At 39.3% G+C, this 16,251-nt stretch carries 12 protein-coding genes; 5 read left to right on the plus strand and 7 right to left on the minus strand.

What is annotated here, in order from left to right; genetic code table 11:
• Positions 1-128 precede the first annotated feature (128 nt).
• Positions 129-467: a hypothetical protein gene (locus tag I5515_RS09780; RefSeq protein ID WP_199966218.1), complete on the plus strand. Its 339-nt coding sequence runs from the start codon at positions 129-131 to the stop codon at positions 465-467.
• A gap of 18 nt (positions 468-485) precedes the next feature.
• On the opposite strand, the gene I5515_RS09785 is transcribed toward I5515_RS09780, so the two are convergent.
• The 5 genes from I5515_RS09785 to I5515_RS09805 all read right to left on the minus strand — a co-directional run bounded on the left by I5515_RS09785 (position 486) and on the right by I5515_RS09805 (position 7,811).
• Positions 486-1,442, minus strand: coding sequence for a cation diffusion facilitator family transporter (locus I5515_RS09785; protein ID WP_199966220.1), 957 nt, complete (start codon positions 1,440-1,442; stop codon positions 486-488).
• A gap of 132 nt (positions 1,443-1,574) precedes the next feature.
• On the minus strand, positions 1,575-4,733 hold the full coding sequence (locus tag I5515_RS09790) for an efflux RND transporter permease subunit (RefSeq protein WP_199966222.1): 3,159 nt from the start codon (positions 4,731-4,733) through the stop codon (positions 1,575-1,577).
• Positions 4,723-5,940 (minus strand): efflux RND transporter periplasmic adaptor subunit, encoded by a 1,218-nt coding sequence (locus tag I5515_RS09795; RefSeq protein WP_199966224.1) that lies wholly within the window; start codon positions 5,938-5,940, stop codon positions 4,723-4,725. Before I5515_RS09795 ends, I5515_RS09790 begins: the two co-directional genes overlap by 11 nt.
• Before the next feature lie 2 nt (positions 5,941-5,942).
• Positions 5,943-7,358: a TolC family protein gene (locus tag I5515_RS09800; RefSeq protein ID WP_199966226.1), complete on the minus strand. Its 1,416-nt coding sequence runs from the start codon at positions 7,356-7,358 to the stop codon at positions 5,943-5,945.
• A 54-nt stretch (positions 7,359-7,412) separates the two neighbouring features.
• Positions 7,413-7,811, minus strand: coding sequence for a cation efflux protein, CzcI-like (locus tag I5515_RS09805; protein WP_199966228.1), 399 nt, complete (start codon positions 7,809-7,811; stop codon positions 7,413-7,415).
• A gap of 157 nt (positions 7,812-7,968) precedes the next feature.
• Here I5515_RS09805 and I5515_RS09810 point away from each other — a divergent pair, with 157 nt between their 5' ends.
• Both I5515_RS09810 and I5515_RS09815 read left to right on the plus strand, forming a co-directional pair.
• A complete protein-coding gene (locus tag I5515_RS09810; RefSeq protein WP_199966230.1) occupies positions 7,969-8,661 on the plus strand; it encodes a hypothetical protein in 693 nt (230 codons plus the stop codon).
• 340 nt (positions 8,662-9,001) lie between these two features.
• Entirely contained in the window at positions 9,002-9,385 is a 384-nt protein-coding gene (locus tag I5515_RS09815) for a tetratricopeptide repeat protein (protein WP_199966232.1), read from the plus strand.
• A gap of 45 nt (positions 9,386-9,430) precedes the next feature.
• Here the strand turns inward: I5515_RS09815 and ettA are convergent, their stop codons facing one another.
• Positions 9,431-11,092 carry an energy-dependent translational throttle protein EttA gene (gene ettA / locus I5515_RS09820; RefSeq protein WP_199966234.1) on the minus strand — a complete coding sequence of 554 codons (1,662 nt, stop codon included), beginning with the start codon at positions 11,090-11,092 and terminating at the stop codon, positions 9,431-9,433.
• 296 nt (positions 11,093-11,388) lie between these two features.
• Here ettA and I5515_RS09825 point away from each other — a divergent pair, with 296 nt between their 5' ends.
• Positions 11,389-12,666 carry an O-acetylhomoserine aminocarboxypropyltransferase/cysteine synthase family protein gene (locus I5515_RS09825; RefSeq protein ID WP_199966236.1) on the plus strand — a complete coding sequence of 426 codons (1,278 nt, stop codon included), beginning with the start codon at positions 11,389-11,391 and terminating at the stop codon, positions 12,664-12,666.
• A 273-nt stretch (positions 12,667-12,939) separates the two neighbouring features.
• Positions 12,940-13,830, plus strand: coding sequence for an SDR family NAD(P)-dependent oxidoreductase (locus I5515_RS09830; protein ID WP_199966238.1), 891 nt, complete (start codon positions 12,940-12,942; stop codon positions 13,828-13,830).
• A gap of 71 nt (positions 13,831-13,901) precedes the next feature.
• Here I5515_RS09830 and I5515_RS09835 read toward each other — a convergent pair whose 3' ends face one another.
• Positions 13,902-16,091 (minus strand): bifunctional SulP family inorganic anion transporter/carbonic anhydrase, encoded by a 2,190-nt coding sequence (locus I5515_RS09835; protein ID WP_199966241.1) that lies wholly within the window; start codon positions 16,089-16,091, stop codon positions 13,902-13,904.
• Positions 16,092-16,251: the final 160 nt, after the last annotated feature.

Here is a 16,251-nt window from a genome sequence, read left to right on the forward strand (position 1 = left end):
TTTTTGTATTTCCTTGTTTATTCAAAATTAATTTTTTGCTAGTCCAACGCACTTCATCGATATTTTACAAATTTTTTTCTTTTTCGACATTTCCGTTAGAATAGATTCAAACTGAATGTGGAGTTCCTATGCAATATCGTTGCCCTCAATGTCAAAGTGTTAAAATTATGCCTGTAAGCCAAGGCATTAACAGCGCAAAACCAGCAGTTCCTAAAAGTCTGGTTATCTTAATTCCTGCAATTTTTATACTTTTACTCTTAGTTGTTATTAGCATTTTTATGTGGATTTTTGGCAATGGTGCAGGTAGCTCTCTTCAAATTGCAACAGTAGTTGTTTTTGTTGTAACTGTAGGGGCCGGTTTTATGTTCTGGCGTGATTTGCCAGACTTTAAATTATCTATGCAAGCGTTTATGCAGTCACAAAAACATTGGAAATGTCGTGACTGCAATCATGAATGGGAAATTTAAAAAAGTATTCACATCAGCTTAATGCTGATGTGAATGTTCTTGATCATTATCGTTATGCTCATGTGAAGCATGTTGAGCAATATGCTTACAATTGATCTCTGCATCGTCTTCAATTTGTAATGTCACTTCGCCAATACCATGTTCATGAGAAAGCATTTCAACAGCATCTTGATAGAGCTTGGCACGATCCGCTTGCGGCGCAAATAAGTGCACTGTTAAATGGATGTTTTTAGAAGTAATTGCCCATACTTTGAGTTGGTGAATACTCTCTACACCATTTAAAGAAAGTAAATCTGCACGTAACTTCTCAATATCTACTTCTTCTGGCACACCTTCGAGCAAAATATTAATGCTCTGTTTAAGCAAAATCCATGTTCTTGGTAACACCCAAAAGCCAATCAGTACCGCAATAATCGTATCCACCCAGTACCAGTTGGTGAAGTAAATGATGAGTGCACCAATAATAACGCCTACCGAGCCTAAAGCATCACTCAATACTTCTAGATAAGCACCTTTCACATTTAGACTGTTATTGGCACTCGACATTAGAATTTTCATTGAAATGAGGTTAATCACCAAACCAATCGTCGCCACAATGAGCATTCCCATGCTTTGAATTTCAGGTGGCTTAGAGAAGCGGATATAGGCTTCATATAAAATATAAACTGCCACCACAAAAAGCATGAGTGCATTAAATAAAGCAGCCAGAATTTCAAAGCGCTGATAGCCAAAAGTACGTTTATTATCAGCGGGACGTTTGGAAATTTGGATGGCAACCAAAGCAATTGCCAAAGCAGCGGCATCTGTAAACATATGCGCAGCATCAGAGAGCAATGCCAAACTTTGCGTGATTAAACCTGCAATGACCTCAACAATTAAAAACGTTGCAGTAAGAAATAGGGCAATTGTTAATTTCTTAGCATTACCTTCAGTCACAACTGCATGACTATGATCATGACCATGTTGTCCACCCATTTTGCGGACTCCTTATTATTTATCTTTATGGTGAGGTAAAAGTAATGATAAAGACATTATTACTTTTACCTCTTTCAAACACTTTTTTGACTTAGATTCTGCAATCAAAAAAGATATCTCAAATCGATGACATTATGAATGCTCAACCCTTTGTGCTTTGCTTTCATTCATCCATCGATAAATAACAGGTAATAAAACCAGCGTTAATATTGTAGATGAAATAATGCCACCAATTACTACAGTTGCCAAAGGCCGCTGAACTTCTGCACCAGTTCCAGTTGCCAAAGCCATTGGAATAAACCCAAGTGAAGCGACACAAGCCGTCATTAATACAGGTCTTAAGCGCAAGATCGCCCCATTCCATGTTGCAGTTTGAATATCAAATTTTTCTCTAAGCTCTTTAATAAAGCTCAGCATCACCAGACCATTCAAAACAGCGACACCTGACAAGGCAATAAACCCGACACCCGCAGACATCGAAAGCGGAATATCTCTTAGCCAAAGTGCAATAAGGCCACCCGATAATGCAAACGGTACGCCGCTAAACACTAACAGACTTTCCTTAACATTATGGAATACAGCCATGAGTAAAATGAAAATCATAGCAAGCGCTAATGGAACAACAATTTTCATTCGTGCAGCAGCCGAAGCTAGATTTTCAAACTGACCGCCATATTCCAACCAATAACCTGCTGGTAGTTGTTCTTTTGCCAGAGTCGTTCTTAACTCTTGAACAAATGATCCTAAATCACGGCCTTCTACGTTAGCGGTAATAATGACACGGCGCTTACCATTTTCACGTCCAACCTGATTTAAGCCTGAAGTACGATCAACTTTAGCCACATCTTGAAGCTGGATAAGACCGCCATTAGGTAGCTGAATCGGAAGTTGGGCTAAGTTTTGGATGGTACGCTGCTGGTCTTCTAAACGAATTTCAAAATCGAATCGTCTATCGCCTTGTAAAATCTGCCCTACATTTTGTCCACCGACACTTGCCGCCACAATATCTTGAATGGCTTTGGCAGATAATCCATATTGTGCGGCCAAAGGACGATTAATTTCGACACTCAACACAGGTAACCCACTGGTTTGCTCCACCTTAACAGCGGTAGCACCAGAAATCGTTTGTATTTTTTTGGCAAATGCCTGAGCTTGTTCATTGAGTACTTGCATATCATCGCCAAAGATCTTGACACCAATATCACTACGAACACCTGAAATCAGCTCATTAAAACGTAGTTCAATCGGTTGAGAAAACTCACTATTATTGCCGGGTAATGTCGCCAAGAAAGCTTGCATACGCGAACGTAGCTCATCTAACGTTTCTTTAGAGTTTGGCCATTGATCATGCGGTTTAAGTAAAATGACCGCATCAGAGATATTAGGTGGCATAACATCAGTTGCAACCTCAGCAGTTCCTGTTCGTGCAAAAACGGCCTTCACCTCTGGAAAGTTTTTCAAAATGAGCTTTTCGGTATTTTCCTGCATTCGCAGTGATTGCTCGAGTCCTGTACTAGGTGAACGCATTTGCTGTAAGGCGAAATCCCCTTCACTTAACTGAGGAGCAAATTCACTGCCCATTTGGGTAGCCAACACACCTGTAAGTACTAAAATACTTAATGCAAAACTAACAATCACAATCTTAAGTTGATAAGCCTGATCAAGAATATCTTGATATTTCTGCTTTAAAAGCAACATCCAACGTGTTTCTTTTTCTTTCACTTCACCCGTAACAAAAAGAGCAACTGCCGCGGGTACAAATGTCACAGAAAGAATCATCGCACCCAATAACGCCATGACTACCGTCATTGCCATTGGATGGAACATTTTGGCTTCAACGCCAGATAAGGCAAAAATAGGTAAATAGACCACTAAAATAATCATTTGCCCAAAAATAAGCGGTCGACGAGCTTGTTTTGCTGCAAGAAAAACATCTTTGAATCGCTCAGCTCGTGTAAGGGGTCGATGTAAAGCATGCTGTGCTTCTGCTAGACGTCGAATACAGTTCTCTACAATAACAACTGCACCATCTACAATAATCCCGAAATCAAGCGCTCCTAGGCTCATTAGGTTGGCACTAATGTTTTGCTCAGCCATCCCTGTGAGGGTAAATAGCATTGAAAGTGGAATAACACAGGCTGTAATTAAAGCGGCTCGGAAATTTCCTAGAAATATAAACAAAATCACAATAACCAGAATTGCACCTTCAACAAGGTTCTTCTGTACTGTAGCAATTGCTTTATTCACTAGAATCGTTCGATCATAAACCGTTTCTATTTCTACGCCTTTAGGTAAAGTGGATTGAATTTCCTTAATTTTGGTATCGACCGCCTGAGCAACTGTACGGCTGTTTTCTCCCATCATCATCATGGCAATGCCAAGAACAGTTTCTTCACCATTGTAGGTTGCAGCACCTGTTCTTAAATCATGCCCAATAGAGACATTCGCAACATCTGCCACCCGAATTGGTAAACCATTTTTAGTGCTTACAGTAATGTTTTGAATATCCTCAACACTACTTAGCATGCCCGGAACACGAACGGTGAGTTGCTCTCCGTTTTCTTCAATAAAACCTGCACCACGATTTTCATTGTTTTCTTGCAGAGCAGTCTGGAATTCATTAATTGAAATTTGCAGCTGCTGCAAACGTTTTAAATCAGGCGATACAATATAAGTTTTATTGTAGCCACCAATACTGTTAATTTCGGCTACGCCTTTCACCCGCTGTAATTGAGGACGTACAATCCAGTCCTGAATTTCACGTAAATCCATGGCTGTATAGGCCGTACCATCTGCTTTTTTAGCATCTGATTTTGCTTTTACTACCCATTGGTAAATTTCACCTAATCCTGTTGAAACAGGCGACATGACTGGATCAACTGCTTGTGGTAGCTGACCATTCGCCTCTTGTAAACGCTGGTTAATGAGTTGTCTTGCCCAATAAATATCTGTTCCATCTTTAAAAATGATGGTGACTTGGGAAAGCCCATAACGGGAAATTGAGCGAGTCTGTTCCAGATTAGGAATTCCAGCCATCGCATTTTCAATAGGATAGGTAATCCGCTGTTCGACCTCTAAAGCGGTATATCCATTGGCTTGAGTATTAATCTGGACCTGAGCATTGGTAATATCTGGAACCGCATCAATAGGAAGCTTTTGATAACTCCAGATTCCGACTCCAATCCACGTCAGTACAAATAACATAACCCAAATGGCATTTTGAATAGCAAACTGAATAATTCGATCAAACAGTCCTTCTGGTTTGGGCAGCTCAGGTTTATTAATGTCCATGCTCCGCCTCTCCTTTTTCCAGTTCGGATTTCAGTAAGAAGCTACCTTCGGCAACATAGCGCTGGCTTGAATTAATCCCTTTCACAACTTCGACCCATTGACCATCTTTAGAACGTTGCCCCAACTGCACAGCGACAGGTTTAAACTCAAAGCCTGTTTTCACCATTTTTGGAGTAAAGATAACGTCTTTACCTTCGACTTGTTGAATCGCCCGAGCTTTTACACGTGTCACTTTTTGTGTTGAGCCTGAATTTAGCTCAACGTTAACCATTAAGTTTGGACGCAATTCACTGCTATTTGCCAAGACTTTCGCACGCACCTGTAAACGCCCTGTTTGAGCATCGGCCTCAGTTGTTAAACTTTGAACCTGAGCAGTAAATACATTTCCAGTTTGCAAAGATTTAAATTCAATTTGCTGATTTGGCTGTAAATTCATATTTGTGGTACTTGGTAAAATAAACTCAAGCCACAACTGATCAAGCTGATTAATAATAAAAAGCTGATCTGCTAACTGTACGTTTTCACCCACCACAATATCTTTATTACTCACCATGCCAGCAATTGGAGCTGTTAAGGTGTAGCGTCCTCCAGAGCCTGAACCCGCCCCAAATGCACTTAAACGCGAGCGAGCTGCCTTTACTTGAATTTGGGCTTGTTGATAGGCGTTATAAGCTTTTTGATAATCTTGTTTAGCAGAAATGCCTTGCGACCATAAGCTACGCTCGCGTTCATAGTCCTGACGCGCTAAATCAAGATTAGACTGGGCAATTTGCAAATTCGCTTGTTGATCGACTAGATCGGGAACCAATAAGCTTGCGAGAGCCTGACCTTTTTTAACCTGTTGTCCCAATTCAACATATACCGCTTCTACACGACCACTAAAACTTGGTGAGACATGAGCTTGACGGTCTGTATTTACAACGAGTTTCGCCGGATACGTTTGAAGTTGTGGAACTTCACCTAACTCAGCTTGTTCAATTTTTAAATTTTGTTCCTGCATTTGCTGAGCCGTGAGTAACAGTGGTTTTTCACCCTCATCATGACCCTTTTCGTCCTTTTCCTCTGCATGCTCGTGGCCTTCTGATGCTTCAGAAGAATTAGATTTACTTTTTGAATTTAAAACCAGCAGGCCAATTAATATTGCCGTGATTGCAGCAATTACTCCCACCCAAAGCCACTGAGAATTTTTCTTTAAATTTACCGACATTTTTATTCTCCTGCCTGAGTTGGGAATGCTTGGCTTTGTTGCCAAGCACGTTGATTGAGTTGCATTAAGGCATCTTTGGCTATGATCTGTTCTGGTTCTAACCCGAGACGCAAACTTTGAATTTCAATTGAATTTTGCCAAGCCTGTTTTAATAGCTCGACTTTACGTAAGCGCACGTCTTGCAATTGCATGGTGGCTTGCTGAACATCGGTAACGGCGAACTTACCTAAACGAAAACCTTGCAATGTTTTTTGCTGAACTTGAATAGCAAGAGGAACTTGCTGATCATTCAGTTGTTTAAACTGGATATGTAAACCTTTTAACTCAGACATTAATGTTTCAATATCAACCTGATTCTGCTGTCGATAGAAACTTTGCTGGCGTTGAGATAACTCTTGTTTGGCCTGAGCAATCTTGATTCCATATTGCTGGCGATTAAAAAGATTTAAAGGAATTTCTACGCCTAAACGAATTTGGTTATCTGTACTCTGTTCTGGCGAACGTTTATTATTAACACCCAAAGTTACAGTAGGTTGCGGTCTGGCTTTTGCTTTAAGCTGTTGAATAGTGGCTTGCTGCGCAAGAGCATCTAACTGGAAAGAACGCTCTAATAAATTATTTTGCGCATCTTGCCGTGGTTCTACATTCGCTGCCAACGCCCATAACTGATTTGGACTTTGGAATAGCTGAAACTGACTTGAACCACCACCCCATAAATTCACCAGTTGCTGTTTCGCAACTTGTAGTTTTAAATCGACTTGTTGATATAAACGCTGATTTTCCAAGTGAGACATCCGCACTCGATCTACATCGACTTGCGCAATACTGCCTGCTTGATAACGCTTTTCCGATGCCAATAAATTTTCTTGGCTGACGGATAGCTGCTCTCCAATAAGAGACTTTTCAAGCTCAAGTAATGCAACTTGTGACCAGAAATATTTAACAATTAATCCAAGCTCAGCTTGATAACGCTGCTCAGCCAAATCAATTTTTGATATCTCAACTTTTGCCAAGTTTTGTGCGGCTTTGCGCTGTCCAAAAATATCCAACGGCTGAGAAATGCCAATAGCGAGCTCTTTGTCTTGATCACTCTGGAAGCCTGTTTGCTCAATAGAAAGGCTTGGGTTAGCCCATAGACGACTTTGTTTTAAATTATTCTCAGCCATTTGCTGCTGTGCTTGCCAAACACCTTGCTGACTTTGATATTTTTGTACCTGCTCTAACGCTTGGACAAAAGTAAACGCTGCTTTTTGCCCATAACTCGCTTGAAAGTTATCGGATTGAGCCATCGCTTGTTGTTCAGTCAATAGCATCGCTACAGATAGGCTTGAGATCGTTACAATCTTTTTTAACGTTATCTTAACGTTACTCTCTAAATGAGATGTAGAACTCACTCGATTTGAAAAAATAGAAGACATGTTTTTGCCCCGCAATAGATAAGAGATGCGGTGGGCTTGTTTTGGCTACCCCACCTATAGCGGGGTTAAAACAGGAGGAGGTTTTAAAGCAGTAAGATGGGGCGACTGGTAAGAATTAGACCAATGATAAATTTGTGAGAGTTCCTGCACATGGACTACAGGCGCTTCAACTTGTTTTGCAACTTCATTCATCACGATATGAAAACATGTTGGTAAGTGGTCGTGATGATCTTGCAAACTTAAAGGCGCTTTATGAGAAGTGTTTCCGACATCGTTCTGATCAGTATGAGCTTCATGTGAAGATTGATAAACATTCAAAGCCGCATGATGCCCAAAATGATGCAATGCTTTTTCCTGATTTTCATGCGCGCAAAATGCTGCTGCCACATTCCATAAACTTTGGAAAATGAGCAAACTAAACAAGACGGACATAAAAATTGCGGAACGTGGCAAAAGCGCACCATTAAACTAAAAAGTTGAACAAAGCCACTATAACAGGCACTAGGCATGTAATAAAATTACAAAACCTCATTTCATAAATCCCCATCTTTTAATTTAGAACTTATCTCACGTTAGACGAGACAAAAATAATTTCTTTTGAGTAATCATTATGTACAAGCTTTTTTCTGCATCTATATTAACAATTTGTCTTGGCTTAACGGGCTGCGCAACCAATATGTTGTCTACCGCTTTACCAAATGAAACAACTGAAATTAAAACCACGGTTTTAAAAACCGATCAAATTATTGCCTTAGGTCAAGCAGTTAAAAATGAGCAAGAACAAGGTTTTGTATTTGTTGGTCAAGACTATAACTATTTGATGACAGACGGCAGCTCAAACCTTCTAAATATTATCAAAAGCATTCCAGCAGAACAGAGAACAATCAAGATACCATCACCTCTTATCCTTGAGATGGATGATTCCACTCATTTCCATGGAGAAATAACGATTCGTTATAATATCCCTACATCTAAAATAGATGAAAAGCAAAAGGAACTTTTAAAGACCTTAGGTTTTAAAAATCAATTCATGGCGATGGAAAATCAACAGCAAGTTTTTTATCCTTTCACCATAATCCGCTTTAAAGGAAAAATTTATCAAAAAGCAGATAATCAAAAAATTCAACAACAACTCCTCATTCCTTACTCGATCGCGTTACAACAAAAAGATGAAATAAAAAAGAAACATCCGTTTAAACGTGTAACACGTATGGCCTTATATCCTTTAGCAATGACTTTTGACATTATTATGGTAGCGCCATCATTAATATGGTCAGATTTGCATGGTGACTTTAATAAATAGAATCCTTTATTCTTAAAATGAAAAACCAGCCCTTAGGCTGGTTTTGTTTAAAAAAATTTCTTTTGTTTGATATTTATAAATTTTCTCAATTTCTTACTTTAAATAAAAACTATTTTCTAATTTTCAAAAACTCTCGTTTGACCAAGGAAAACCTCTATTTTTAGAGTAATTTCACTTAGCATAAAAACAGCTGTAACTTTTATGTAAGCTAAAACCTCATCTCTTTTCATCCAAATGCGCTATATCACAATTACAAAAAAAAACATAAGATTTCAATATAAGGGACTAGCTTTAAAGTGTGAGTCAATTCAATCAAATTGAGGAACAAGGGAGAACTATCATGAATATGAAATCAATCAAGCATGGGCTTAATCACTTGTTTGCTTTTGAACACTTACATGCCGATATGCATTCGCAAGCGGTGGATGAAATTGAACAAGGCATACGTTTTGAAGAGTTAGCCGTACAAGATCATGAACGTATGCAAAACTGGTTAGATGTAACCCCTAATGACCGCAATGCAATGTGGTGCTACCTCCGTGCGGCTCTAAGAGGTAATGCTAATGCTTCATTTAAACTCGGTATTGGATATCTAAATGGTCAATTTGGCCTAGATAAAAATTATAGTGAAGCTGAAAAATGGCTAAAAAAAGCAGCCAGTCAAGGCCACCCCGATGCAGAGCGTTGCCTACAAGAAGCTTTTAGTAAATTAGCTTTCTCATAAAACAAAAAAAACCAGCCCTTAGGCTGGTTTTTCAATTAACAGAGATTAACCGCTAATTTTTTTGTATTTCGTACGTTTTTGAACAGCGTCATCACCTAAACGCGACTGGCGATATGCTTCGTATTCTGCATAGTTACCTGCGTAGAATTCTGGCTGTTCATTTTCAAATGACAAGATATGTGTCGCAATACGGTCAAGGAACCAACGGTCATGCGATACCACCATTACAGTACCTGGGAATACAAGAATTGCATCCTCAAGCGCACGTAAAGTTTCAATATCCAAGTCGTTCGATGGCTCATCGAGTAAGATTACGTTTGCGCCTAACTGTAAGATCTTCGCTAGTTGTAAACGGTTACGCTCACCACCAGACAATTCACCTACACGTTTTTGCTGATCTTGACCTTTAAAGTTAAAACGGCCGATATAAGCACGTGACGCGATTTCGTAATCACCGATTTTTAAGATATCTAAACCGCCAGAAACTTCTTCCCAAACAGTTTTATTATTATCTAGAGTGTCACGAATCTGACCAACATAAGCAACTTTAACTGACTCACCTAAGGTCACAGTACCTGTATCAGGTTGCTGTTCGCCTGTCATCATACGGAATAAAGTCGTTTTACCTGCACCGTTTGGACCAACGATACCAACAATCGCTGTTGGCGGAACAGTAAAGCTTAAGTTTTCGTACAGTAAGCGGCCGTCAAATGATTTACTAATACCTTCCACTTCCACAACTTTGTTACCCAAACGTGGGCCAGGTGGAATATAGATTTCAGATGTTTCATTACGTTGCTGGAATTCTTTAGAGTTAAGCTCTTCAAAACGTTCCATACGCGCTTTATTTTTCTTTTGCTGACCTTTCGCATTTGAACGAACCCATTCAAGTTCTTTTTTCAATGCTTTAGCAAAAGATTCTTCTTGTTTATTTTCTTGCTCTAAACGCGCATTCTTTTGTTCTAACCAAGAAGAATAGTTACCTTGATAAGGAATACCCATTCCACGGTCAAGTTCAAGAATCCACTCAGCCACGTTATCTAAGAAATAACGGTCATGCGTAATCGCAACGATAGTGCCAGGGAAATCTTTCAAGAAACGTTCTAACCAAGTTACAGATTCTGCATCCAAATGGTTCGTCGGTTCGTCCAGAAGTAACATATCTGGTTTCGAGAGCAATAAACGGCAAAGTGCAACACGACGACGCTCACCACCAGAAAGTAATGTTACGTCTGCATCCCAAGCTGGAAGATTCAATGCATCCGCAGCAATTTCAAGCTGGTTGTTTAGGTTATGTGCATCCCAAGCATGGATAATTGATTCTAATTTTTCCTGCTCTTTTGCAAGTGCATCAAAATCTGCATCTGGATCTGCATATTCTGCAAAAACTTGATCAAGACGTTCTAATGCATCCAAAGCTTCACGCACGCCATCTTCAACGTTACCACGAACGTCTTTAGTCGGATCAAGCGGTGGTTCTTGCTCTAAATAGCCGATTTTAATTCCAGGTTGTGCACGAGCCTCACCAGAGAAATCTTTATCTACGCCAGCCATAATACGAAGCAAGGTAGATTTACCTGCACCGTTCAAACCGAGCACACCAATTTTGGCACCCGGGAAAAATGATAAAGAGATGTCTTTTAAGATTTCGCGCTTTGGCGGAACCATTTTAGACACTCGGTTCATCGTATAAATATATTGGGCCACGCAGGACTCCTCAATTGAAAAACCAGTACATCGCAATAAGCGATAAATAATCGCGCGTATTATACGCTGAAAACCTCATTGACTTGAAGTTATGATTTCCATCGTACGGATTTATCAAACAATTTTCTTTTTCAATAAGTTGCAAAATGTTTATGTATAAGATTTATACAGCATTTCAGCGTATATTTTTCTATCTTTATTCCTAAAATTGGAAAACAAACCAGAATTTCTGCAATTTTCTCTGTTAGTTTTAGGCTAGACTCGCTCAATATTTAACTCACGAAGATGAAGTAATCATGACTTATAAAGATGAAACCTTAGCAATTCACGCAGGCTATTCACCAGAGGCAACCACTAAAGCTGTTGCAGTTCCTATTTATCAAACCACTTCTTATGCATTTGATAATACACAACACGGTGCTGACCTCTTCGATTTAAAAGTTCAGGGTAATATCTATACCCGTATTATGAACCCGACCACTGCTGTACTTGAGCAACGCCTTGCCGCGCTAGAAGGCGGAATTGGCGCTTTAGCGTTGGCTTCTGGTATGGCTGCAATTACCTATGCCATTCAGACGATTACTGAAGCAGGAGACAATATTGCTTCTGTCTCAACTTTATATGGCGGAACATATAACTTATTTGCCCATACCTTGCCAAAACAAGGTATTGAGGTTCGATTTTTTGATTACCAAAAGCCTGAAAGCTTACGTAATTTAATTGATGATAAAACTAAGCTCGTTTTTGTTGAGTCGATTGGAAACCCACTTGGAAATATTATTGATCTAGAAGCAATTTCAAAAATTGCACATGAATATGGGGTTCCAGTAATTGTAGACAATACCGTTGCCACCCCTGCTTTATTAAAACCATTTGAATATGGTGCCGATATCGTCATTCATTCTCTTACAAAATATATCGGTGGTCATGGCAATAGTATTGGAGGGGCAATTGTAGATAGCGGTAAATTCCCTTGGGGTAAATATTCGGAGCGCTTTAAAGTTTTGAACACACCAGACCCAAGTTATCACGGGGTTAATTATGTCGAAGCTTTAGGTGAAGCTGCTTATATTGCCCGCGCACGCGTAGTTCCTTTACGTAATACAGGTGCGGCAATTAGCCCTTTAAGTGTTTTCTTGATTTTACAGGGTTTAGAAACTCTAAACCTCCGTATGGAACGCCATACTGAAAATGCCCAGAAAATTGCGGAATATTTGCAAAATCATCCGAAAGTAAAATGGGTCAACTACGCAGGTTTAAAAGATCATGTACAGCACCAACTTGCTCAAAAATATGTAAAAGGCAAACCTTCCGCAATTTTATCTTTTGGTGTGCAAGATGGTCTTGAAGGTGGTACTCGTTTCATCGATGCACTTCAGCTATTTACTCGCCTCGTAAATATTGGTGATGCAAAAAGTTTGGCTTGCCACCCTGCCACGACAACTCACCGCCAGCTCAATGAACAAGAACTTAAAGCTGCGGGTGTGAGTAAAGATATGGTTCGTCTTTCGATTGGAATTGAGCATATAGATGACTTAATTGCTGATTTAGAACAAGCTCTTTCAACTGTATAATTTTCAAACTATTTTACAAGCCTCTGGAAATAGAGGCTTTTTTATTTTTTACGCATTCTACAACTGAAAGCAATTAATGGATTAAGATACTATTTTAGAGTTTTTACTCTAAATAAATTGTTAAATTTCATATATTTACAGACTAGACAATTTTTAAACATCTATTAAGATAAGAGCAATATTTATGAGTTCATCCGGATGAACCTACGGTTGTAAAAAATAAAAATTACATACCGGAATAAATAGTCCCTGCCCCTACTTAGGTAAAATGCTGTGAATAAAAAATTAGAAGCTCTGTTCCAGGAAAAGGTACAAGATAAAGTCATTTTAGTGACAGGCGCCTCAAGCGGAATCGGTTTAACCATTTCAAACAAACTTGCTGATGCTGGTGCTCATGTCTTACTAGTTGCTCGTACTCAAGAAACTTTGGAAGAAGTAAAAGCAGATATTGAAAGTCGTGGCGGTAAGGCATCAATTTTCCCATGTGATCTCAATGACATGGACATGATTGATCAAGTATCTAAAGAAATTTTAGCTACTGTTGATCATATTGATATTTTAATTAATAACGCAGGTCGTTCTATTCGCCGTGCCGTAAATGAGTCTTATGATCGTTTCCATGACTTTGAACGCACGATGCAATTAAATTATTTTGGCGCTGTGCGCTTAGTTCTCAATATTTTACCTCATATGATTCAGCGTAAAGACGGGCAAATTATTAATATTAGCTCGATTGGTGTGTTAGCAAATGCGACTCGCTTTTCTGCCTATGTTGCGTCTAAAGCAGCTCTTGATGCATTTAGCCGCTGTTTATCTGCCGAAGTTCATGCCCACAAAATTGCAATTACTTCAATTTATATGCCATTGGTTCGTACCCCAATGATTGCACCCACTAAAATTTATAAATATGTACCAACCCTTTCACCTGAGCAGGCTGCTGACTTAATTGCTTATGCAATTGTAAAACGTCCAAAACGTATGGCAACCAACTTGGGACGTTTAGCTTCAATGACTTATTCGGTTGCACCAGGCATCAACAATATGTTTATGTCGATTGGTTTCCGTTTATTCCCAAGCTCTGATGCTGCAAAAGGTGAAAAAACTGAAAAACTAAACTGGGCACAAAAAGCATATGCACGAATCTTCCCAGGCGAACACTGGTAATTTTTGGTTAAAAACATAATTTAGAATTTAAAAAGCGCCTCAAGTAAGGCGCTTTTTTTTAACTGGAAATATTACCCATCAAGAAACTGAACGTGCCCTGTTTTTACATCGTAAATTGCACCTACAATTGTAATATCGCCTCGCTCAACCATATCTTTGAGCACATTGCTATTGTTAATAATGTATTGAATATTGTAGTGAACATTCATAGCCGTCACTTGATTAATAAAGGCTTTGCTTAGTTCACGCGGTTTCATAATGTCATACACACTATCAACCGAATGCATTAACGGACCAAGCACATATTGAATATGTGGCATTTCCTTCACATCAGATACTTGCTTTTGCTCTAGGCGCAACTGACATGCACTCGTCACCGCACCGCAATCGGTATGCCCTAAAACCACAATCACTTTAGAGCCTTTAGCCTGACAAGCAAACTCAAGAGAACCCAATACTTTTTGCCCAGCAATATTACCTGCAATTCGTAAGCTAAACAGATCACCAATACCGACATCAAAAATCATTTCTGTAGGTGCACGTGAGTCCATACAACCAAGGACTGCAGCTATCGGATGTTGTCCTTCATCTGCGGTAACTCGAATTTGTCGATAAATGTCTCGCTGTAAACGTTCATTTTTTACAAAGCGTTCATTCCCTTCTTTAAGTAAGTTTACGACCTGTTGAGGACTCAGCTTTTGTTGCAAATCATGTGTACTAATATCAATATCAAGTACTGCATCATCCACGTCTTGATAGTGCTGCTTAAACCCGACCAGTTTAAGGTTTACCTCGCGTTTAATGGCAGTTTCATTTTGATAATCTTGAATAACTTGATAGATATCAGGATCAATCGAATCACATTGAGTTGCATCAATAATGAGTTGCTGATGTTTGTGCACATGTTCCAACGCAGAAATAAGTGCAGAGCGGTTAAGAAAGGTGACTTGTGATGGGAGTTCAATACGAGTAACTATGCCGTGTAAGCGTTTCTCTCTATAAACACGAATACCTTTATTAAAGTTCCCATAGAGAATAAAAGCACTACTGGTGAAAAGACCAATTAAAATTCCCATTAGAAGATCGGTTAGCAAAATTGCAAACAGAGTAATAATAAAAGGTAAAAACTGCTTCCAACCCTTTTGATAAAGCTGCTTGAATAATTTTGGATGGGTAAGCTTAAAGCCTGTCACGATTAAGATTGCAGCCAATACAGATAAAGGAATCATGTTCATTAATGGTACAAAGAACAAAACCGCTAACAGCAACAATACGCCATGAAAAATGGTAGAGCATTTACTACGCGCACCTGTATTTGCATTCACCGAACTACGCACAATGACGGAAGTCACAGGCATTCCACCAATTAAGCCAGAAATGATGTTACCTGTACCTTGAGCCCAGAGTTCACGGTTAGGAGGAGAAGAGCGTTTTTGAGGATCGATTTTATCTGCCGCTTCCAGATTCAATAATGTTTCTAAAGATGCCACCACAGCAAGAGTAATTGCCCCTGTGTAAATCATAGGCTCAGCTAAATAGCTAAAATCAGGAAAAATTAATACTTCTTCGGGGGCTTTTAATATATTCGGCAATTGAATGAGGTTATCAATTTGCACTGCCCATGGAGAGCCCATACTCACCAGAACAAAATTTAAAACTGCTGCAAGCACAACTGCTATCAAAGCCGAAGGTAAAGCTAGTTTTTTGAGTGGACTGCTATCCCACGCTAAAATTAAGAATAAACTGAGCAAACCAATAAGTGCAGCTCCCCCATCAAATCGTTGAAGGAATGCATCGGGCGTTGAAGTCCAAACCTGTTTCCATGAAAAATCAGAAAGGCCGAACAGATAAGGTAATTGGGTCGCAATCAGAATGACACCAATAGCCGCCAATAATCCCAAAATGACATTATTTGGAATAAAGTTTGCAAAAAAACCTAATTTGAATAATCCAAATAGGATTTGTAGAACACCGGCAAAAATAATACATAATAAAAAGGCGGCATAATTGCCGCCTAGTTGTTCTAACTGCACAAGAATGACAGCAGTCAACCCTGCTGCTGGTCCTGCTACACTGATATGGGAACCACTCAGTAAGCCAACAATAATACCTCCAACAATACCAGCAATAATGCCAGAGATAATGGGAGCTCCTGAGGCTAAAGCGATACCCAAACATAGCGGTAATGCCACAAGAAATACGACAACACCAGACAGGAGGTCTTTTAAATAAAATCTATTTTTCAGGTTTAAAACCGACATAAAACAACCATTTATAATATAAAGAAATAAGCAAAGTTGTACTATTAATGCCTGAAAGTGATTAAATGCTTCAAGGCTGGATTGATGGTGTCGGACAACTGGATCTCATTAAAGTTGAGTTATGCTATAACGTTGTATAGTTGATTGTAGATTTAACAAC

The sequence above is a fragment of the Acinetobacter calcoaceticus genome (assembly GCF_016508255.1).
In the GTDB taxonomy this organism is placed as follows: domain Bacteria; phylum Pseudomonadota; class Gammaproteobacteria; order Pseudomonadales; family Moraxellaceae; genus Acinetobacter; species Acinetobacter calcoaceticus_E.